This window comes from Streptomyces sp. NPDC042336 (assembly GCF_055581985.1).
Window position 1 is genome coordinate 20,131 of the sequence record NZ_JBVJEA010000009.1, and the last position, 19,796, is coordinate 39,926.

Annotated in this window: 18 protein-coding genes; 13 read left to right on the top strand and 5 right to left on the bottom strand. The window is 72.4% G+C overall.

Annotated elements, in window-relative coordinates:
- Window positions 1-163 precede the first annotated feature (163 nt).
- The 5 genes from ACZ6IM_RS20300 to ACZ6IM_RS20320 are packed head-to-tail and all read left to right on the top strand — an operon-like array spanning window position 164 to window position 5,759.
- Window positions 164-1,798: a peptide ABC transporter substrate-binding protein gene (locus ACZ6IM_RS20300; RefSeq protein ID WP_052840859.1), complete on the top strand. Its 1,635-nt coding sequence runs from the start codon at window positions 164-166 to the stop codon at window positions 1,796-1,798.
- 9 nt (window positions 1,799-1,807) lie between these two features.
- The gene (locus ACZ6IM_RS20305; RefSeq protein ID WP_052840858.1) at window positions 1,808-2,731 is read left to right on the top strand and encodes an ABC transporter permease; all 924 of its coding nucleotides are present in this window, start codon (window positions 1,808-1,810) and stop codon (window positions 2,729-2,731) included.
- Entirely contained in the window at window positions 2,724-3,704 is a 981-nt protein-coding gene (locus ACZ6IM_RS20310; RefSeq protein ID WP_052840857.1) for an ABC transporter permease, read from the top strand. Before ACZ6IM_RS20305 ends, ACZ6IM_RS20310 begins: the two co-directional genes overlap by 8 nt.
- 8 nt (window positions 3,705-3,712) lie before the next feature.
- Window positions 3,713-4,696: an ABC transporter ATP-binding protein gene (locus tag ACZ6IM_RS20315; protein WP_052840940.1), complete on the top strand. Its 984-nt coding sequence runs from the start codon at window positions 3,713-3,715 to the stop codon at window positions 4,694-4,696.
- Complete coding sequence (locus tag ACZ6IM_RS20320; RefSeq protein ID WP_469557957.1) at window positions 4,689-5,759, top strand: ABC transporter ATP-binding protein; 1,071 nt, start codon at window positions 4,689-4,691, stop codon at window positions 5,757-5,759. Before ACZ6IM_RS20315 ends, ACZ6IM_RS20320 begins: the two co-directional genes overlap by 8 nt.
- A gap of 132 nt (window positions 5,760-5,891) precedes the next feature.
- Here the strand turns inward: ACZ6IM_RS20320 and ACZ6IM_RS20325 are convergent, their stop codons facing one another.
- The gene (locus ACZ6IM_RS20325) at window positions 5,892-8,015 is read right to left on the bottom strand and encodes a S9 family peptidase (RefSeq protein WP_469557960.1); all 2,124 of its coding nucleotides are present in this window, start codon (window positions 8,013-8,015) and stop codon (window positions 5,892-5,894) included.
- A gap of 188 nt (window positions 8,016-8,203) precedes the next feature.
- Between ACZ6IM_RS20325 and ACZ6IM_RS20330 the strand changes: the two genes are divergently transcribed.
- The 6 genes from ACZ6IM_RS20330 to ACZ6IM_RS20355 all read left to right on the top strand — a co-directional run bounded on the left by ACZ6IM_RS20330 (window position 8,204) and on the right by ACZ6IM_RS20355 (window position 14,105).
- Complete coding sequence (locus tag ACZ6IM_RS20330) at window positions 8,204-8,398, top strand: hypothetical protein (RefSeq protein ID WP_052840854.1); 195 nt, start codon at window positions 8,204-8,206, stop codon at window positions 8,396-8,398.
- 96 nt (window positions 8,399-8,494) lie between these two features.
- Window positions 8,495-9,382, top strand: coding sequence for an N-acetyl-1-D-myo-inositol-2-amino-2-deoxy-alpha-D-glucopyranoside deacetylase (mshB, locus tag ACZ6IM_RS20335; protein ID WP_469557963.1), 888 nt, complete (start codon window positions 8,495-8,497; stop codon window positions 9,380-9,382).
- Window positions 9,379-9,801 (top strand): DUF6113 family protein, encoded by a 423-nt coding sequence (locus tag ACZ6IM_RS20340; protein WP_469557965.1) that lies wholly within the window; start codon window positions 9,379-9,381, stop codon window positions 9,799-9,801. Before mshB ends, ACZ6IM_RS20340 begins: the two co-directional genes overlap by 4 nt.
- 155 nt (window positions 9,802-9,956) lie before the next feature.
- A complete protein-coding gene (locus ACZ6IM_RS20345) occupies window positions 9,957-12,296 on the top strand; it encodes a hypothetical protein (RefSeq protein WP_469557967.1) in 2,340 nt (779 codons plus the stop codon).
- 31 nt (window positions 12,297-12,327) lie between these two features.
- On the top strand, window positions 12,328-13,494 hold the full coding sequence (locus ACZ6IM_RS20350) for a sensor histidine kinase (protein ID WP_469557970.1): 1,167 nt from the start codon (window positions 12,328-12,330) through the stop codon (window positions 13,492-13,494).
- The gene (locus ACZ6IM_RS20355; protein WP_469557972.1) at window positions 13,491-14,105 is read left to right on the top strand and encodes a response regulator; all 615 of its coding nucleotides are present in this window, start codon (window positions 13,491-13,493) and stop codon (window positions 14,103-14,105) included. The genes ACZ6IM_RS20350 and ACZ6IM_RS20355 overlap by 4 nt, the downstream gene beginning before the upstream one ends.
- 71 nt (window positions 14,106-14,176) lie before the next feature.
- Here ACZ6IM_RS20355 and ACZ6IM_RS20360 read toward each other — a convergent pair whose 3' ends face one another.
- Together ACZ6IM_RS20360 and ACZ6IM_RS20365 are read right to left on the bottom strand one after the other, a co-directional pair.
- Window positions 14,177-15,061: a transglutaminase-like domain-containing protein gene (locus tag ACZ6IM_RS20360; protein ID WP_052840848.1), complete on the bottom strand. Its 885-nt coding sequence runs from the start codon at window positions 15,059-15,061 to the stop codon at window positions 14,177-14,179.
- A 48-nt stretch (window positions 15,062-15,109) separates the two neighbouring features.
- Complete coding sequence (locus tag ACZ6IM_RS20365) at window positions 15,110-16,126, bottom strand: GNAT family N-acetyltransferase (RefSeq protein ID WP_469557976.1); 1,017 nt, start codon at window positions 16,124-16,126, stop codon at window positions 15,110-15,112.
- Between the two features lie 140 nt (window positions 16,127-16,266).
- Between ACZ6IM_RS20365 and fdxA the strand changes: the two genes are divergently transcribed.
- Complete coding sequence (fdxA, locus tag ACZ6IM_RS20370) at window positions 16,267-16,587, top strand: ferredoxin (protein WP_003973842.1); 321 nt, start codon at window positions 16,267-16,269, stop codon at window positions 16,585-16,587.
- A 116-nt stretch (window positions 16,588-16,703) separates the two neighbouring features.
- Entirely contained in the window at window positions 16,704-17,801 is a 1,098-nt protein-coding gene (locus ACZ6IM_RS20375; RefSeq protein ID WP_469557980.1) for a bifunctional succinyldiaminopimelate transaminase/glutamate-prephenate aminotransferase, read from the top strand.
- Window positions 17,802-18,004: 203 nt separating this feature from the next.
- Here the strand turns inward: ACZ6IM_RS20375 and ACZ6IM_RS20380 are convergent, their stop codons facing one another.
- Window positions 18,005-18,436 (bottom strand): hypothetical protein, encoded by a 432-nt coding sequence (locus ACZ6IM_RS20380; RefSeq protein WP_052840845.1) that lies wholly within the window; start codon window positions 18,434-18,436, stop codon window positions 18,005-18,007.
- Between the two features lie 337 nt (window positions 18,437-18,773).
- Window positions 18,774-19,742, bottom strand: a complete 969-nt coding sequence (locus ACZ6IM_RS20385) for a VldE C-terminal domain-containing protein (protein WP_469557984.1) — start codon at window positions 19,740-19,742, stop codon at window positions 18,774-18,776.
- Window positions 19,743-19,796 lie beyond the last annotated feature (54 nt).

Genomic DNA, 19,796 nt, shown 5'->3' on the forward strand with positions numbered 1-19,796 from the left:
AGGACGACTCCCGCCGCCGCCCTTCCGCATGCCGCCGCCCCCGCACCCGTCCGGAGGACGCCGGCAACCCGTATGGACCGGACGGGTGTGCGCCCCCGAGTACGCCCCCTGAGGCTGGACCGGAACGGACCAGCGGACGAGTCAGGGCACGAGGAGGCACTCCATGCGCGGAGCCACGCACGCCAAATGGGCCGCTTGCGCGGCGACGGTAGTCCTCGCGGCGACGGCCTGTGGCGGCGGGGGCGGGGACGGGGGCAGCGGCGGGGACGGCGGCGGCGTGCTCAGCTCCTCCTGGGGCGACCCCCAGAACCCGCTGGAGCCGGCCAACACCAACGAGGTGCAGGGCGGCAAGGTCCTCGACATGGTCTTCCGGGGGCTGAAGAAGTACGACCCCGAGACCGGCGAGGCCAAGGACATGCTCGCCGAGAAGATCGAGACCTCCGACTCGCAGAACTACACCGTCACCGTCAAGGACGGCTGGACCTTCAGCAACGGCGAGAAGGTCACGGCCCAGTCCTTCGTGGACGCCTGGAACTACGGCGCGAGCCTGAAGAACAACCAGCGCAACGCGTACTTCTTCGCGTACATCGACGGCTACGACAAGGTGCACCCCGAAAGCGGCTCGCAGAGCGCCGACACGCTCTCCGGGCTCAGGGTGACCGGCCCGCGCACCTTCACCGTCAAGCTCAACCAGAAGTTCTCCAGCTTCCCCGACACCCTCGGCTACAACGCCTTCGCGCCGCTGCCCAAGGCGTTCTTCGACGACCACGACGCCTGGCTGAAGAAGCCCGTCGGCAACGGCCCCTACCAGGTCGACAACTACACCCGCGGCTCACAGATGTCCCTGCGCAAGTGGGACGACTACCCCGGCCCGGACAAGGCGCAGAACGGCGGTGTGGACCTCAAGGTCTACACCGACAACAACACCGCATACACCGACCTGATCGCGGGCAACCTCGACCTCGTCGACGACGTCCCGGCCGCCCAGCTCAAGAACGTCAAGAACGACCTCGGCGACCGGTACATCAACACCCCCGCCGGCATCATCCAGACCCTGGCCTTCCCGTTCTACGACGACGACTGGAACAAGTCCGGCTCCGACAAGGTCCGCACCGGCCTGTCCATGGCCATCGACCGCAAGCAGATCACCGACACGATCTTCCAGCAGACCCGCACCCCGGCCACCGACTGGACCTCGCCCGTCCTCGGCAAGGACGGCGGCTACAAGCCGGGCCTGTGCGGCGACGCCTGCGAGTACGACCCCGACCAGGCCAAGAAGCTGATCAAGGAGGGCGGCGGGCTCCCCGGCGGCCAGGTCAAGATCACGTACAACGCCGACACCGGCTCCCACAAGCAGTGGGTCGACGCGGTCTGCAACTCCATCAACAACGCCCTGGACAACGACCGCGCCTGCGCCGGCAACCCGGTCGGCACCTTCGCCGACTTCCGCAACCAGATCACCGGCAAGAAGATGAGCGGTCCCTTCCGCGCCGGCTGGCAGATGGACTACCCGCTCATCCAGAACTTCCTCCAGCCGCTCTACTACACCAACGCCTCCTCCAACGACGGCAAGTGGTCCAACAAGGACTTCGACGGGCTGGTCGACAAGGCCAACGGCCAGACCGACACCGCCGAGGCCGTCAAGACCTTCCAGCAGGCCGAGGAGGTCGTCCGCGACAACATGGCCGCGATCCCGCTCTGGTACCAGAACGGCAGCGCCGGCTACTCGGACCGGCTCTCCAACGTGAAGCTCAACCCGTTCAGCGTCCCGGTTTACAACGAGATCAAGGTCGGCTGAGGGGGCGCCATGGGACGCTACGTCGTCCGGCGGCTGCTCCAGATGATCCCGGTCTTCATCGGGGCCACGCTGCTGATCTTCCTGATGGTCAACGTGATGGGCGATCCCATCGCGGGCCTGTGCGGCGACCGGGAGTGCGACCCGGCGACGGCCGCGCAGCTGCGCCACGAGTTCGGCCTCGACCAGCCCGTGTGGCGGCAGTACGTCACCTACATGGGCAACGTCTTCACCGGCGACTTCGGCACCGCCTTCAACGGCCAGCCGGTCACCGAGCTGATGGCAACGGCGTTCCCGGTCACCATCCGGCTCACCATCGTCGCGATCCTCTTCGAGATCGTCGTCGGCATCATCCTCGGCGTCGTCACCGGCCTGCGCCGCGGCCGCCCCGTCGACACCGGGGTGCTGCTGCTGACCCTCGTCGTCATCTCCGTGCCCACCTTCGTCACCGGCCTGCTGCTCCAGCTGCTGCTCGGCGTCAAGTGGGGCTGGATCGACCCGGCCGTCTCCTCCGAGGCGCTCTTCGGCGAGCTGATCGTCCCCGGACTGGTCCTCGCGTCGGTCTCGCTGGCCTACGTCACCCGGCTGACCCGCACCTCCATCGCCGAGAACCGGAGCTCCGACTACGTCCGCACCGCCATCGCCAAGGGCCTGCCGCGCCACCGGGTCATCACCCGGCACCTGCTGCGCAACTCCCTCATCCCCGTCGTCACCTTCATCGGCACCGACATCGGCGCCCTGATGGGCGGCGCCATCGTCACCGAGCGGATCTTCAACATCCACGGCGTCGGCTACCAGCTCTACCAGGGCATCCTGCGCCAGAACACCCAGACCGTGGTCGGCTTCGTCACCGTCCTGGTCCTCGTCTTCCTTGTCGCCAACCTCGTCGTCGACCTCCTGTACGCCGTACTCGACCCGAGGATCCGCTATGCCTGATCAGGAGCCCTACGAGCCCGAACGCGCCATCGCCGGGACCGGCATGGGCGGGACGATGGACCTCGGCACCAGCGAGGCGGTCACGCTGGAGCAGCCGCCCGGACCGGACGGGGCGGACCCGCGGGACAAGCCCCGCAGCCTGTGGTCCGACGCCTGGCACGACCTGCGCCGCAATCCCGTCTTCATCATCTCGGCGCTGGTGATCCTCTTCCTGGTCGTCATCTCCATCTGGCCGTCCCTGATCGCCTCCGGCAACCCGCTCAAGTGCGACCTGGCCAAGGCCCAAGAGGGCTCCCAGCCCGGTCACCCCTTCGGCTTCAACGGCCAGGGCTGCGACGTCTACACCCGTACCGTCTACGGCGCCCGCACCTCGGTCGCGGTCGGCATCCTCGCCACGCTCGGCGTCGCCGTCCTCGGCAGCGTCCTCGGGGGCCTCGCCGGGTTCTTCGGCGGCGGCGGGGACGCGGTCCTGTCCCGGATCACCGACATCTTCTTCGCGATCCCGGTCGTCCTGGGCGGACTCGTGCTGCTCTCCGTCATCACCAGCAACACCGTCTGGCCGGTCATCGGCTTCATCGTGCTGCTCGGCTGGCCACAGATCTCCCGCATCGCCCGCGGCTCCGTCATCACCGCCAAGCAGAACGACTACGTGCAGGCCGCGCGGGCGCTGGGCGCCTCCAACTCCCGGCTCCTGCTGCGGCACATCGCGCCCAACGCCGTCGCCCCGGTCATCGTCGTGGCGACCATCGCGCTCGGCACGTACATCTCCCTGGAGGCGACCCTGTCCTTCCTCGGCGTCGGTCTCAAGCCGCCCAGCGTCTCCTGGGGCATCGACATCTCCGCCGCCGCCCCCTACGTCCGCAACGCCCCGCACGCGCTGCTGTGGCCCTCCGGGGCGCTCGCCATCACCGTCCTCGCGTTCATCATGCTCGGCGACGCGGTGCGCGACGCCCTCGACCCGAAGCTGAGGTGAGCGACCGCATGCTGCTCGAAGTGCGCGACCTGCACGTGGAGTTCCACACCCGGGACGGCGTCGCCAAGGCCGTCAACGGCGTCAGCTACGGCGTGGACGCGGGCGAGACCCTCGCGGTGCTCGGCGAGTCCGGCTCCGGCAAGTCCGTCACCGCCCAGACCGTCATGGGCATCCTCGACATCCCGCCGGGCCGGATCACCGCGGGGGAGGTCCTCTTCGAGGGCCGGGACCTGCTGAAACTGAAGGAGGAGGAACGCCGGAAGGTCCGCGGCGCCGAGATGGCGATGATCTTCCAGGACGCGCTGTCCTCGCTCAATCCCGTCCTGACCGTGGGCGACCAGCTCGGCGAGATGTTCACCGTGCACCGGGGCATGTCCCGCAAGGACGCCCGCGCCAAGGCGGTCGAGCTGATGGACCGGGTCCGCATCCCGGCCGCCAAGGAGCGGGTCCGGCAGTACCCGCACCAGTTCTCCGGCGGCATGCGCCAGCGCATCATGATCGCGATGGCGATGGCCCTGGAACCCAAGCTGATCATCGCCGACGAACCGACCACCGCCCTGGACGTCACCGTGCAGGCCCAGGTCATGGACCTGCTCGCGGAGCTCCAGCGCGAACTGCACATGGGCCTGATCCTCATCACCCACGATCTCGGGGTGGTCGCCGACGTCGCCGACAAGATCGCGGTCATGTACGCGGGGCGGATCGTGGAGACGGCACCCGTCCACGACATCTACAAGGCCCCGGCGCACCCCTACACCCGCGGCCTGCTGGAGTCGATCCCGCGCCTGGACCAGAAGGGCCAGGAGCTGTACGCCATCAAGGGCCTGCCGCCCAACCTCACCCGCATCCCGCCCGGCTGCGCCTTCCACCCCCGCTGCCCGATGGCCCAGGACGTCTGCCGCACCGACGTCCCTCCCCTGTACGACGTCACGGACTCCGACGCCGAGCGGGGCAGCGCCTGCCACTTCTGGAGGGAGTGTCTGCATGGCTGAGACCACGGAGCCGATCCTCGAAGTCCGCGGCCTGGTCAAGCACTACCCGCTGACCTCCGGCATCCTCTTCAAGAAGCAGGTCGGCGCGGTCAAGGCCGTCGACGGCGTGGACTTCGAACTGGCCCGCGGCGAGACCCTCGGCATCGTCGGCGAGTCCGGCTGCGGCAAGTCCACGGTCGCCAAGATGCTGGTCAACCTGGAGCGGCCGACGGCGGGGGAGATCCGCTACAAGGGCGAGGACATCACCCGGCTGTCCGGCAAGGCCCTGAAGTCCGTCCGCCGGAACATCCAGATGGTCTTCCAGGACCCCTACACCTCCCTCAACCCCCGTATGACCGTCGGCGACATCATCGGCGAGGCCTACGACATCCACCCGGAGGTGGCCCCGAAGGGCGACCGGCGCAAGCGGGTCCAGCAACTGCTGGACGTGGTCGGCCTGAACCCGGAGTACATCAACCGCTACCCCCACCAGTTCTCCGGCGGCCAGCGCCAGCGCATCGGCATCGCGCGGGGCCTGGCACTGCGCCCGGAGATCATCGTCGCCGACGAGCCGGTCTCCGCCCTCGACGTCTCCGTCCAGGCCCAGGTGATCAACCTGATGGCCCGGCTCCAGGACGAGTTCGACCTCTCCTACATCTTCATCGCCCACGACCTGTCGATCGTCCGGCACATCTCCGACCGGGTCGGCGTGATGTACCTGGGTCGCATCGTGGAGACGGGCCGGGACGAGGAGATCTACGACCACCCCACGCACCCCTACACCCAGGCGCTGCTGTCCGCCGTGCCGGTGCCCGACCCGGAGGCCCGGGAGCACCGCGAGCGGATCATCCTGGCCGGCGACGTCCCGTCCCCGACCAACATCCCCTCCGGCTGCCGCTTCCGCACCCGCTGCTGGAAGGCGCGGGAGCGCTGCGCGCTGGAGGTTCCGGCCCTGGCCGTCCCCGCCGAGTTCCGCTCGGTCTCCGGCCCCGCGGCGCACGACTCCGCCTGCCACTTCGCGGAGGAGAAGCAGGTGGTGCCGCCCGAGGGCGAGGGGGACGGCAAGGGCAGCGGGCCGGGGTGACATGGTCCCCGGCCCGCTTACGGCACCCGCACGGCCGTACGCCGATCAGCGTGGCGGGCCCGTGTGTCGGGACCGCTTCGGTGAAGTTACCCGCGTGTCAAAGGGGTTGGCATACGGGTGACACGGCGGCCGTCACGCCGGGGCGGGCAGCGACCGCTTGAGGAAGTCCACCTGGAGCCGCAGCAGGTTCTCGGCGACCGACTCCTGCGGGGTCATGTGCGTGACTCCGGACAGGGGCAGCACCTCGTGCGGCCGGCCGGCCGCGAGCAGGGCCGAGGACAGGCGCAGCGAGTGGGCGACCACCACGTTGTCGTCCGCCAGCCCGTGGATCACCATCATGGGCCGGTGCGGCTCGGCGGCGTCGACCAGTCCGGCGTCGTCGATCAGCGAGTTGCGGCGGTAGACGTCCGGCTGCTCACCGGGGTGGCCGAGGTACCGCTCCTGGTAGTGGGTGTCGTAGAGCCTGAGGTCGGTGACCGGGGCGCCCACGACGGCGGCGTGGAAGACGTCCGGCCGGCGCAGCGCCGCGAGGGCGGCCAGATAGCCGCCGAAGGACCACCCCCGGATGGCGACGCGGTCCAGGTCCAGCGGGAAGTCGGCGGCGAGGGCGTGCAGCGTGTCCACCTGGTCCTGGAGCACGACGGCGGCCAGATCGTCCTTGACGGCCTTCTCCCAGGCCGGGGAGCGTCCCGGGGTGCCCCGCCCGTCGGCGACGACCACCGCGAACCCCTGGTCCGCGAACCACTGCGAGGTGAGGTGCGCGTTGTGCGCGGCCACGACGCGCTGGCCGTGCGGGCCACCGTAAGGGTCCAGGAGGACCGGGAGGGGGGTGTCACCGTGGTAGTCCGTTGGCATAAGCACGGCGCACGGGACACGCCGTGCGCCCCCTTGGGTGAGGGTGACGCGCGGGGACAAACCGGGGTCTTCCGCATACGAGGCGACGGTCGCCGCGGGTTTCCCGTCCCGCAGCACCCGGACGCGGGCGCCCGGCCGGTCGAGCGTCGCGGAGACGAGCACGGTCACGCCTCCCGCCCGGACCGCCGAGTGAACGCCGGGCTCCTGCGACAGGCGTTCGACGCCCAGTTCGTTGACCCGGTAGACGTGCACCTCGCCGGTCTCCGCCTCGGCCGCGTCCTCGCCCGCCGAGGCGGAGACCAGCACGTCGTCGGCCCCGACGTCCAGCACCGCCCGCAGGTGCAACTGGGCTCCGGTGAGGGGTCGTTCACCCACCGCGAGCACCCGCGCCCCACCCTCGTCGGCGATCCGCACGAGCTGTCCCGAGGGGCTCCAGCAGGGCACCCCGGGGAAGAGATCCAGCCAAATTGGATCTTCGTCGGCGTGCACCATCCGTGTCGTCCCCGACTCGGTGTCCACCGCCAGGAACAGCTGGCTGCGCTGGTCGCGCGCCTGTACGAGAAGCAGTGGCGCACCCGCCGCTGACCAGTGCACTCGCGCCAGATACGGATAGCGCACCCGGTCCCAGAGAACCTCCGTGCGCCCCCCGTCGAGGCCGACCACGAACAGCCGTACGTCCGCGTTGGGGGTCCCCGCCGCCGGGTACGGCACGTGTTGTGGATCACGTCCGGGGTGGGCCGGGTCGGAGATCCACCAGCGCTGCACCGGCGTGTCGTCCACCCGCGCCACCAGCAGCCGGTCCGACTCCGGGCTCCACCAGAAGCCCCGGCTGCGCGACATCTCCTCGGCCGCCACGAACTCGGCGAGCCCGTACGTGACGCCCTCGCCGTCCGCCTCCGCCAGCGCCCTGTCCCCGTCGCCCTCGGCGCCCACGACCCGCAGGGCGCCCTGGGCGACGTACGCGACGTGCCGGCCGTCGGGGGAGGGGCGAGGGTCGATCACCGGCCCGGGGGTGGGCAGTTCGCGCGCCGTGCCGACCCGCAGCTCGGCCGCGAAGAGCCGCCCCGACAACGCGAAGGAGGCCAGCTCGACCGCCGAGTCGGTGGCGTAGCCGACGATCCCGGCGCCGCCCTCGCGGCTGCGCTCGCGCCGGGCCCGTTCCTCGGGCGACAGGCGTTCCTCGGCGCCGCCCAGCAGGGCGCGAGGGTCGGCGGCGACGCGCTCCCCGCCCTCCTCGACGTCCAGGACCCACAGGGAATTCGCCCGGTCCGTACCGGTACCGGAGCGCAGGAAGGCGACCCGTGAACCATCGGGTGCCACGGTGAACGAACGCGGCGCGCCGAGCGTGAACCGCTGGGTGCGGGCGTGCCGTTTGGGGAAGGAGTCGGACTCGGTCGTCATGCCCTGACCATATTGGCCATGCGCCCCCTTGTGCGGCCGTGCGCCGAGGGATGCGCGCGCACGGATAGTTATGATCACTAGCGCATAGTGGGTATCAACCAGGTGCCCGCTGCGTGGATTTATCTGCCCCGAAGCTTCGACTGCGACCGACCCCCCCATGTCCCTGGGCCCATTGGAGGTGAGCCGCCGTGGCACTCTCGATTTCGGCGGTTGTGCTGCTGGCGATCATCGTCTTCCTGCTGGTCAAGAAGTCCGGCTTGAAGGCGGGGCATGCGATCGTGTGCATGCTCCTCGGCTTCTACCTGGCCTCCTCGACGATCGCTCCCACCATCACCGATCTGACGACCAACATCGCCGGGATGATCGGGAGCATCAACTTCTGACGTCGGTGTCGACGCCGACACGGGCCTCCTCGCCGGACGGTTCCGCACGGCCGGTGCGGACGTGAGGACGGAGCGCGGGCCTCATAAGCTGGTCCCATGACGGAACTCCCCGGCCGGCGTCTGCTGCTGGTGCACGCGCACCCGGACGACGAGTCGATCAACAACGGCGTCACCATGGCCCGGTACGCGGCCGAGGGCGCGCACGTGACGCTGGTGACCTGCACCCTCGGCGAGCGGGGCGAGGTCATCCCGCCCGGGCTCGCCCACCTGTCCGGCGCCGCCCTCGGCGGGCACCGCAGGGGCGAGCTGGCGGACGCCATGCGCGCGCTCGGCGTCGAGGACTTCCGGCTGCTCGGCGGGCCGGGGCGGTTCGCCGACTCCGGGATGGCGGGGCTGCCCGACAACGACGACCCCGGCTGCCTGTGGCAGGCGGACGTCGACGCGGCCGCGGCCCTGCTCGTCGACGTGATCCGCGAGGTGCGCCCCCAGGTGCTCGTCACCTACGACCCGGACGGCGGCTACGGCCACCCCGACCACATCCAGGCCCACCGCATCGCCATGCGGGCGGTGGAGCTGGCGGCCGAGGCCGGGTGCCCCGTCGCCAAGGTCTACTGGAACCGCGTGCCGCGCTCGTACGTGGAGGACGCCTTCGCCCGGCTCCGGGACGACCTGCCCGGCCTGCCCTTCGAGAAGGCGGCCGCTGTCGAGGACGTGCCGGGCGTCGTCGACGACGAGCGGATCACCACCGAGATCCACGGCGAGGGCACCGCGTACGCCGCCGCCAAGGCCGCCGCGATGCGGGCGCACGCCACCCAGATCACGGTCGCCGAACCGTACTTCGTCCTTTCCAACGACCTCGCCCAGCCCCTCCTCACCACCGAGCACTACGAACTGGTGCGCGGCGAGCGGGGCGGCGGCGACGGGCTCGAGAACGACCTGTTCGCCGGGATCACCGCGACCCCCGAGAGCGAGGTGGCCTCGTGAGCGGCCGCGACGAGCCCGTGAGCCCGGCCCTCGCCCAGCCGCTGCGCCCGCCCTCGCCGGGCCGGGCCGTCCTGTACGTCGGGCTCTTCGTGCTCGGCGCCGTCCTGGGCGTGGGGGGCGCGCTGGTGCAGCCGGCCTGGTTCCCGGGCGGGCTGCTGCTCGCGCTGGCCGCCGAGGCGGGGCTGTGCGTCGGGGCGGGCCGGGCCGTGGGGCGCCGGGGAGGGGCCGCCGCGCCCGCCCTCGGCTGGGCGCTCGCCGTGGTGCTGCTCACCACCAGCCGGCCGGAGGGCGACTTCCTCTTCGCCGCCGGCGCCGGCTCCTATCTCTTTCTGCTCGGCGGGATCGCCGTTGCTGTGATCTGCGCCACCCTCGCGCCGGTGCGGCAACCGGACGGCGGCCCCGCCCGACTTCGCAAGTGACGTACCGCTTCACCGTGCCGCGGGCGTGCGAGTCCCGTGTGGGTTTCCCCGGCGGTCACGGGATACGCGCGAGAAGTGGCCAGTATGGTGGTGCGCGCCGCCGAGCCGCCCGCTGAAGGCGTGACGGGCGGCGGAGCCAACCGGGAGAACCTGCCTTGAGTCGTGAAACTGACAGTTCGTCCTCCGGGCCCCACGGGCGCGGCGGAGCCGCATACCCGTCGGGCACCCCGCCCTACGGGACACCCACGGCTTCCGACGCCGGTGCGGACGCGAGCCGTTCGGCCGCCCGACCGGAGGAGCGCAAGACCGAGACGACGCTGACGACCCGGATCCGGATCAACATCCCCGGGTCGCGGCCCATTCCGCCGGTCGTCGTGCGCAAGCCCGTCGCGGACACCGCGAACGCCGCCGACGCCGCCGACGCCGCCGACGACACGGAGACGACGGGCGAGCGGCCCGCGCCGGCGCCGAGCGCCGACGCGCCCACGGCCGCCGCTCCCGAGGCTCCCGCCGAGCCCGCGCAGTCCGCCGAGGAGAAGCCGACGAGCGACTGGTTCGCGCCACGCAAGTCGGCTCCGGGCAAGGGCACTCAGGGCGGCGGCTCCACCAACGGCGCCGGTCTGCACGGCGGTTCCGCGGCGGCCGCCGGGGGTCCGGGCGCGCAGGGCGCACGCGGGGCAGGTCCCGCGGGTGCGGGTGCTTCTGGTGCCGGTGCGCGGCCGGGCGGCGGGAGTGGCCGTCCCGGTGGCGTCGTCGGCTCCATGGGCGCGCCCGGCTCCCGGCCCGGGTCCGCGGGCGGCGCCGCCCGCTCGGGTGCGACCGGCGGGCCCGTGGCGCCCGGCCACGGCGGAGGCACCGGTTCCTTCGACGTGACCGAGGCGCTGGCGGCCGGTCCACTGGGCGGCAGCAACGGAAACGGCAACGGACCCCGGCCGGGCACCGACGCCGGTGGCGAGCCGCGCCGTGACGACCTGCCGTACTTCACGGGGGAGGGACAGGCCGACCCGGGCCCCGGCGCCCCCGGCGCGCAGCAGAACGGCCTGAACGGGCAGTCCCCGTACGGCAACGGACCCCAGGCCCCCGCGGGCCCGACGAGCGGTCCCGCCACCGGCGACAGCCGGCTGTCGCCGCCCCCGGCCGGCGACCTCGGCGACCTGGGAATGTCCGGCGGCCCCGGAGCACCGGCCGGGCGGCGCGAGCCCGCACCGAACGGCCTGCGCGGCCCGGGAGGCCCCGGCGGGCCGGGTGGCCCCGGCGGTCCCGCGGGCTCCGGGCCCGGCGCGGGCCCGGGCGCCACCCGCCCCGGCCCCGGCGGCGGACTGAGCGACGACACCGCGATCCTCACCCCGCAGCGGCCGGTGCCCCCCGGCATGGGCAACCCGGACAACATCTCCGGCAACACCGTCACCAGCGGCATCCCCGTCGTACCGGGTGAGCGCACCGCGCCGTTCCCGGCCGGGTCCGGGGACGGACCGCTGCCGCACACGCCGCCCAAGCTGCCCGAGCCGGTCTCGGCACCGCCGGCCGGTTCCGCCAAGCCCGCCAAGAAGAAGAAGGGGCGCAAGAAGCTCCCGCTGCTCGTCGGCGGCCTGGTCGTCGTCGCCGGTGTCGCCTACGGCGCCGGCCTGCTGATGAACCGCTCCGACGTGCCGAAGGGCACCACCGTGCTCGGTGTCGACATCGGCGGGGGCACCCGCGACGACGCCGTCGAGAAGCTGGACAAGGCCCTCGGTGACCGCGCGGCCAAGCCGCTCAAGCTCACGGTGGGCGGCGACACCGTCTCCCTGAAGCCGGACCAGGCGGGGCTCCAGCTCGACACCCAGGCCACGGCCAGCGACGCGGCGACGAGCGACTACAACCCGATGTCCGTGATCGGCTCCCTCTTCGGCCAGAAGCGGGTCGTCGACCCGGTCATGCCCCTCGACGAGGAGAAGCTGCACGCCGCCCTGGAGAACGCCGCGGGCGGGGCCGGGTCGGTGACCGAGGGCACGATCAAGTTCGAGTCGGGCAAGGCCGTCCCCGTGTACGGCAAGGCCGGCAAGGGCATAGACGTCGCCAAGTCCACCGAGGCCGTGCAGGCCGCGTACCGCGCCCAGGTGGAGACCGGCACCGCCACCGCGGTGAACGTGCCGACGACCACCAAGCAGCCCACGGTCTCCAAGGCCGAGGTCGACCGGATGCTGAAGGAGTTCGCCGAGCCGGCCATGTCGGCCAGGGTGACCGTGCAGACGGACGCCGCGCACTCCATCCCGATGAGCCCCGAGAAGTCGCTGTGGAAGTTCCTCAGGGTCACGGCCGTCGACGGCAAGCTCGTCGACAAGCCCGACCTGAACGCCCTCAAGGAGCTGTACGGCCAGACCTTCGACGGCGTGCTCATCACCCGGGCCAACGGCGAGAAGACGGCCGTCACCCCCCAGGACGTCTACGGCGCCATGCGCCAGGCGCTGAAGAGCAAGACCGACCGGGTCGCCGTGATCGACACCGACCCCAGCTGACGCGGGCGCACAGGGGGGACACGCTGAAGGCGTGAGCGGCGTCGGCATGGGGCAGCGCCCGGAGATGCGCAGGCAGAAGGCCGTCAAGGTCATGTGGACGGCCATCTGGCTGGCCTATCTGAGCGCCCCCGTCCGTGACCTGCTGCACGGCGGTCACGCCGTCGGTGTCCAGGTCCTCAGCTGGCTGGGCCTCGTCGTCTTCGTGGCCTGGTACATGCTGCTGCTCTTCCGCACCGGCCGCGGCGACCGGACCGGCCTCGTCCTCGGCTCCCTCGCCGTTCTCGCGGCCCAGTCCACGCTCCTCGCCCTCACCCTGGGCCGCGAGTGGCTGGTCCTGTTCGTGTACGTCTCCATCGCCTCCGGTGCCGCCCTGCCGCCGCGGCTGGCCCGCTGGACGATCCCGGGCGCCTCCGCGCTGCTGACCGCCCTCGCGTTCACGGTGCCGGGCGGGACCTCCTTCATCGCCGGGCTGCTGCTCCCGGCCCTGCTGGGCGGCTTCGCCATGACCGGTGTGCGCGAGCTGATCCGGACCACCCTCGCGCTGCGCGAGGCCCGCGCCACCGTCGCCCAGCTCGCCGCCAACGAGGAACGCCTGCGCCTCGCCCGCGACCTGCACGACCTGCTCGGCCACTCGCTCTCCCTGATCACCCTGAAGAGCGAGCTGGCGGGCCGCATGCTCCCCGCCCGACCCGACAAGGCCGCCCAGCAGGTCGCCGACATCGAACAGGTCAGCCGCCAGGCCCTCGTCGACGTGCGCGAGGCCGTCACCGGCTACCGCCGCGCCCGCCTCGCCACCGAACTGGCCGGCGTCAAGATGGCGTTGACGGCCGCCGGGGTGGCCGCCGAGGTGCCCGGCGCGCCGGACCTGACCGGTGTCCCCGAGGAGTCCGAGACGGCCCTCGCCTGGGCGCTGCGCGAGGCGGTGACCAACGTCGTACGGCACAGCGGCGCCCGGCGCTGCGTGGTGGAGCTGCTGGAGCGCCGGACGCCGGACGGCGCGGTGCTGGAACTGTCGGTGGAGGACAACGGCTCCGGCCGTCCCGCCTCCGCGAACGCCCCGGGCAACGGCCTCACCGGTCTCGCCGAGCGCCTGGAGAAGGCCGGCGGCGCGCTGGAAGCGGGCGGGTCCCGCCGGGGATTCAGGCTGGTCGCGCGCGTCCCGGCGGCCGCGGCCGGGGACGTAGGATCCGGGGCATGAGCCGCCCGATCAAGGTCCTGCTGGCGGAGGACCAGGCGATGGTCCGCGAGGCGCTGGCCGCCCTGCTCGGCCTGGAGGAGGACATCGAGGTCGTCGCCCAGGTGGCGCGCGGCGACGAGGTGCTGGACGCCGCCCGTGCCCACGGCGTGGACGTGGCCCTGCTGGACATCGAGATGCCCGGCGCGACCGGCATCGAGGCGGCGGCCCTGCTGCACCGGGAGCTGCCGGCCGTGAAGCTGGTCGTCCTCACCACCTTCGGCCGCCCCGGCTACCTGCGCAGCGCCATGGAGTCCGGCGCCGACGCGTTCCTGGTCAAGGACGCCCCGGCCGCCCAGCTCGCCGAAGCGGTACGCAAGGTGCTGGCGGGCGAGCGGGTCATCGACCCGGTCCTAGCGGCGGCGGCCCTCGCCGAGGGCGCCAACCCTCTCACCGACCGCGAACGCGAGATCCTCCGCGCCGCCGCCGACGGCTCCACCAACGCCGAACTCGCCACCGCCCTCCACCTCTCCCAGGGCACGGTCCGCAACTACCTCTCCACGGCCATCCAGAAACTGGCGGTCAGAAACCGGGCGGAGGCGGTCCAGGTCGCGAGGAACAAGGGCTGGCTGTAGCGCGGCCTCCCTGGCCGCGCCCCGCAGGCGCCGGGCCGCGCGGTCCACCCCGTGCCGACACCGGCCGGCGCTCAGTTCAACATCGCCCGGGCCGCCCGGGCCTCTCCCCGCAGTTCCTCGGCGACCGCCTGGTCCACCGCCCCCACCACCTCCGCGTACGCCTCCAACTCCCCGGCCCCGGCCAGGAAATCCCCCCGCTGCACCAGCAACCTCGCCCGCTCGTACCGCAACCGCGCCGCGTGCGCCGGCAACAGCAGCGCCAGCTCGACCGCCCACAGACCCACCGCCGACTGCTCCGGCCGCCTGGCCGCCCACGCCCGGATGTTGTTCAACACCCGCGACACGACGTCCAACGGCGCCGCGGGCTCCAGCATCGACGGCCGCAGCTCCGCCCCCGTCGCCCCGGCGACCAGCACCTCCGCGTCCTTTCCGCTCAGCAGCCGCCCCCCGTCGAAGGGGTCGACGAGCACCCGCTGCTCCAGCGGCCCGGACTCCGGTGCCGACTCCGCCCCGAACCCGACCACGAAGTGCCCCGGCAAGGCGACCCCGTACACCGGCGCCCCCGCCCGCCGGGCCACCTCCAGCCACACCACCGACAGCAGGATCGGCAGCCCGCGCCGGCGCCGCAGCACCTCGTGCAGCAGCGACGACTCCAGCCGCTGGTAATCGGCCGCGACCCCGTGGAACCCGTACCGCTCGCCGAGCAGGTCCCGCAGCGCCGTGGCCCAGGCCCGCGGGGTACCCGGCCGGAACGGCAGTTGTCCCGCCAGCCGGTCCAGTTCCACCTGCGCGGCGTCCAGGCCCGCCTCGTCCAGCGAACCGTCCGCCTCCGCGCCCACCAGCAGGCAGAGTGTGACCAGGTCGGGCCGCTCGGAGCGCGCCTCTTCGGCGAACCGCCGCCGCAGTTCGGCCGAACGCTCCGGCGACGGGGGCTGGGGTGGTCGAGGATGACGCATGGCCGGCTCGTGCCCTTTCACAGCGGTGTCACGGTGAGGATGGGAGGATCACCGGTCCGTCCCGGTATCCCCGGGCTCCCGGTAGTGGTGGTAGGCGTGGTGCGCCGCGAAGCCCATCCCGGCGTACAGCGCCCGGGCCCCCGCGTTGTCCGTCTCCACCTGGAGCCATGCCGCCGACGCGCCCTCGTCGAGCGCCCGCCGGGCCAGCGCGGCCATGACGGCGGTCGCGAGCCCCCGGCGCCGCTGCGCGGGATCGACCTCGACGGCCGCGAAGGACGCCCAGCGCCCGTCCACGACACACCGTCCGATCGCCGCCGGGGTACCCGCCGCGTCCGCACCGGGCACCTGGGCGAACCACACCGACGGCCCTCCGCCCAGCACCCGCAGGGCCACGTCGCTCACGCCCTTGCGCTGGTAGCGGGCCAGCCAGGTCTCACCGGCCTCCCGGGAGAGGACCACACCGGTGCCCTCGGCCAGATCGGCGACCGGCGCGAGTCCGCCCGTCCACACCTCGGCGGTCACCTCCCGGACCCAGCCCCGCCGCTCCAGCTCCGCGCACAGCAGCTCCTGCGTGCCGTCGGCGCCGGTGGCGGTCTGGACGTACGCGGGCAGCCCGCGCTCGCCGTACCAGCGGCGTACGGCCGTCAGCGCCTGGTCGAGCGGCATGCCCGGATCACCGAGCGGCAGCACGGAGTTGGCCCGCCGGGTGAAGCCCGCCGCCGCCCGCAGCTCCCACCCGCCGAGCCACTCGCTCTCCACCGGGGGCCAGGCCCGCGCGGTGATGCGCGCCAGCTCCTCGTAGGACGCGGCGGGACCGCGACGGCGGGCGGGTGCGGCCGGCACGACCTTTCCGGCGACCAGGGCGGACTCCGCGACACGGACGGATTCGCCACTCTTTCGTGTGATCAGCAGCACACCATCGGTCCATGATGTGAGAACACCGACCGTGTCGGTGAACTTCTCACCCGCGACACCAGCTTCGCTCAAGCGCCGTACGGAGACTCGTTTGCCCACGTCAGCAGCGGTGATACGGACCTCAAGTCGCCCTGCGGCAGAGATTTCCACGGGTCTGTCCACCCCTCCTGTTCGGATCATGCCCAAGAACGGAGATACTAGGGGCGGGCATCGACGACGCCGCGCTCCCGCGCGCCAGGCGGCGGAGCCTGAGGAGGCCCGCCAGCGCCCTATCGAGGAGGAACGACAGCGTGACCTACGTCATCGCGCAGCCTTGTGTCGACGTGAAGGACAAGGCGTGCATCGAGGAGTGCCCGGTCGACTGCATCTACGAGGGCCAGCGGTCCTTGTACATCCACCCGGACGAATGCGTCGACTGTGGTGCCTGTGAGCCGGTCTGCCCGGTCGAGGCGATCTTCTACGAGGACGACACTCCCGAGGAGTGGAAGGACTACTACAAGGCGAACGTCGAGTTCTTCGACGAGCTCGGTTCGCCGGGCGGCGCCAGCAAGCTGGGGCTGATCGAGCGCGACCACCCCTTCGTCGCCGCGCTGCCGCCGCAGAACCAGTAAGAGCGGCCCGCACCCGTGCCGCCTCGGTCCCGTACGGCCTGATCACCCCGATCGGCGCCGCACGGGACCGAGGCGTTTGCCGTGCCGGCGCCGACGAGGAAAGGGAGCCACCCACCGTGTCCGCAGTCTCCGACCGACTTCCCACCTTCCCCTGGGACAAGCTGGAGCCGTACAAGAAGACGGCCGCGGCCCACCCCGGCGGCATCGTCGACCTCTCGGTCGGTACCCCGGTCGACCCGGTCCCCGAGCTGATCCAGAAGGCCCTGGTCGACGCGGCGGACTCCCCGGGCTACCCGACCGTCTGGGGCACCCCGGCGCTGCGGGACGCGATCACCGGCTGGGTGGAGCGCCGCCTCGGCGCCCGTGACGTCACCCACCGCCACGTGCTCCCCATCGTGGGCTCCAAGGAACTCGTCGCCTGGCTCCCGACCCAGCTGGGCCTCGGCCCCGGCGACAACGTCGCCTTCCCGCGCCTGGCCTACCCGACGTACGAGGTCGGCGCGCGCCTGGCCCGCGCCGAGTACGAGGCGTACGACGATCCGACCGAGCTGGACCCGGCGGGCCTGAAGCTCCTGTGGCTCAACTCCCCGTCCAACCCGACCGGCAGGGTCCTGTCCAAGGCCGACCTCACCCGGATCGTGTCCTGGGCCCGCGAGCACGGCGTCCTCGTCGTCGCCGACGAGTGCTACCTGGAGCTGGGCTGGGAGGCCGACCCGGTCTCGGTGCTGCACCCGGACGTCAACGGCGGCTCCTACGACGGCCTGGTCGCCGTCCACTCGCTCTCCAAGCGGTCCAACCTCGCGGGCTACCGCGCGGCCTTCCTGGCCGGTGATCCGGCCGTCCTGGGCCCGCTCCTGGAGATCCGCAAGCACGGCGGCATGATGACCTCGGCGCCGACCCAGGCGGCCGTGGTGGCGGCCCTCGGCGACGACGAGCACGTCCGCGTCCAGCGCGAGCGCTACGCGGCCCGCCGCGCCGTGCTGCGCGAGGCCCTGCTCGGCCACGGCTTCCGCATCGAGCACAGCGAGGCCAGCCTCTACCTCTGGGCCACCCGCCACGAGTCCTGCTGGCAGACGGTCGCCCACCTGGCCGAACGCGGCATCCTGGTGGCCCCGGGCGACTTCTACGGCCCGGCGGGCGAGAATTTCGTCCGCGTAGCCCTGACGGCCACGGACGAACGCGTCCAGACGGCAGCAGACCGCCTGAAGCCCTGACCTGGCTGGGGGCAGTCGTCCGCCACCGCTGTGGGGAGTCGTTCTGCCCCCGCTGCGGGCAGTCGTTCCGCAGGGCGGAACGGGTGGGCACGGCCCCAATCGCCGGGCACCCGGTAGGACACGCCCACTGCACCCACGTAAGACACCAAAAGGCGCCGGGGCCCAGGAAGGAAACCTGGGCCCCGGCGCCGTACAGCCCGGCGCTAGCCGATCGGCAGCCCCTGCACCGGCAGCCCGCCCTTGCCCAGCGCGTCCGTCGGCAGCCCACCCTTCGTGGCGGTCGAAGCCGTGTCACCCACGAGGTCCCCGGCGGAGCCCGCCGCGTCCCCGGCCGCGTTCTGCGCCGCCGGCGTGGCCTTCTTGACGACCGATCCACCGGTCTTGCCGGCGGCCGGCACGGCCTTCTTGACGGCCTTGCCGCCGGTGTCGCCCGCGGTCTCGGTGACGTTCTGGGCGGCGGAGGCGGCGGTGTTGCCGACGTTCGCCCCGTCCAGGGCGGTCAGTCCCCCGAGGTTCGGGGTGGCCGGCAGTTCGGGAGCCGCGCTGGCGGAGCCGGCCGCACCGACCCCGGCAGCCGCTCCCGCAGCGACGAGCAGCGCGGCACGGGCGATCCGGCGGGTCAGGGGGAGGGACATGATGCTCCTTGGACGTAAGTCGACAACAACGATGGGAAATCCGACCGGGCCCGGAGGACGACCGGAGAGCGGTCGACCGGACTCGGACGCAGTGACTACCGCTCGAAGGCCACGAAGGTTGCGGCGGCCCAACGTAAAGAGTTGGCAATGCGTCGCATTATCAGGTCCACAGAAAAACGGGCAAAAGGGCGCCGGTCGGAAAGTCTGCTGAATCCTTACGGCCCTTGATTTTCCTGGGCTCCGGCGCATTCGGGGATGACGGTGCGAAAACCCGTGCTCCGCGTCGACTTCGCGCCGACGCGGGTCACCCCCAGAGATGAAGCTTCGTACGGGCGCGCTACCGGGAGGACGTGATCCGCACCGGCCCCGCCGCCCGCTCCGCGCCCTTGGCGCCTTCGGTGCCCGTGGGGTTCCACTTGCTGTCCGTGTTGCCCGCGGTCCATTCCCGGCCCGCGTAGGTGACCCGCTGGATGTGCAGCGAGGAGGCGTTGGCGACCGCCCAGTGCGCCAGCTGCCAGCCGCGCCGCCCGCGCTCCTCGGCCGAGCCGGAACCGGTGCCGCCGGTCACCGGCAGCGTCACGGTCCGCCCGTCGGAGCCGGACGCGGACCGGGGGGAGGCGGTGTCGCCGCCCGCTTCCGCGCCGGCCGGCCGGAGCACGTCGTCCCCGAAGTCCCGTACCAGCGCCGCGCGCACCGCGTCCGGACCCTTCTCCTGGGTCGTGCCGGGTCGCCCGTCACAGGTCAGCGTCGCCGCGGACCGGCCGGTGAGCGCGGCGGCGAGCAGCTCGGCGTCCGGCTCGTGCTTGGCGTAGGCGTGCGGGAAGGCGCTGCGCTGCACGCGCTGGGCGGCGTCGGTCAGCGGAAGGTCCAGGTAGCCGGGGATCTCGACCAGGTGGTCGTAGAACAGGCCCGCCGAGTACGCCGGGTCCATGATCTCCTCGGGCTTGCCCCAGCCCTGCGAGGGCCGCTGCTGGAACAGGCCGAGTGAGTCCTTGTCGCCGTGGTCCAGGTTGCGCAGCGTCGATTCCTGCAGCGCGGTCGCCAGCGCGATCGTCACGGCCCGCTCGGGCAGCTCGCGCGCGGTGCCCACGGCGGTGATCGTCGCCGCGTTCACCGCCTGCTCCGGCGTGAACTCGTAGGTCTTCCGGCCGCCCTCGCCGCCGGCGACCCTGCACCCGGGGGCGCCCGCGCCCCCGGTGACGTACTGCACCGCCAGATAACCGGCGACCGCGAGCAGGGCCAGGGAGGCGGCGCCCGAACGGGCGAGGCGGCCACGGCGTTTGCGGGGTGGGGACGGCTGGAGCACGCGTACAAGGTACTGGAGGGTAGGGTCCGGTGTCCGCCGGGTACGCACTCTGCC

Coding starts and splice junctions, on each gene's coding strand:
- ACZ6IM_RS20300 (WP_052840859.1), top strand. CDS start 164: ATGCGCGGAGCCACGCACGCCAAATGGGCCGCTTGCGCGGCGACGGTA.
- ACZ6IM_RS20305 (WP_052840858.1), top strand. CDS start 1,808: ATGGGACGCTACGTCGTCCGGCGGCTGCTCCAGATGATCCCGGTCTTC.
- ACZ6IM_RS20310 (WP_052840857.1), top strand. CDS start 2,724: ATGCCTGATCAGGAGCCCTACGAGCCCGAACGCGCCATCGCCGGGACC.
- ACZ6IM_RS20315 (WP_052840940.1), top strand. CDS start 3,713: ATGCTGCTCGAAGTGCGCGACCTGCACGTGGAGTTCCACACCCGGGAC.
- ACZ6IM_RS20320 (WP_469557957.1), top strand. CDS start 4,689: ATGGCTGAGACCACGGAGCCGATCCTCGAAGTCCGCGGCCTGGTCAAG.
- ACZ6IM_RS20325 (WP_469557960.1), bottom strand. CDS start 8,015: ATGACGACCGAGTCCGACTCCTTCCCCAAACGGCACGCCCGCACCCAG.
- mshB (WP_469557963.1), top strand. CDS start 8,495: ATGACGGAACTCCCCGGCCGGCGTCTGCTGCTGGTGCACGCGCACCCG.
- ACZ6IM_RS20355 (WP_469557972.1), top strand. CDS start 13,491: ATGAGCCGCCCGATCAAGGTCCTGCTGGCGGAGGACCAGGCGATGGTC.
- ACZ6IM_RS20360 (WP_052840848.1), bottom strand. CDS start 15,061: ATGCGTCATCCTCGACCACCCCAGCCCCCGTCGCCGGAGCGTTCGGCC.
- ACZ6IM_RS20380 (WP_052840845.1), bottom strand. CDS start 18,436: ATGTCCCTCCCCCTGACCCGCCGGATCGCCCGTGCCGCGCTGCTCGTC.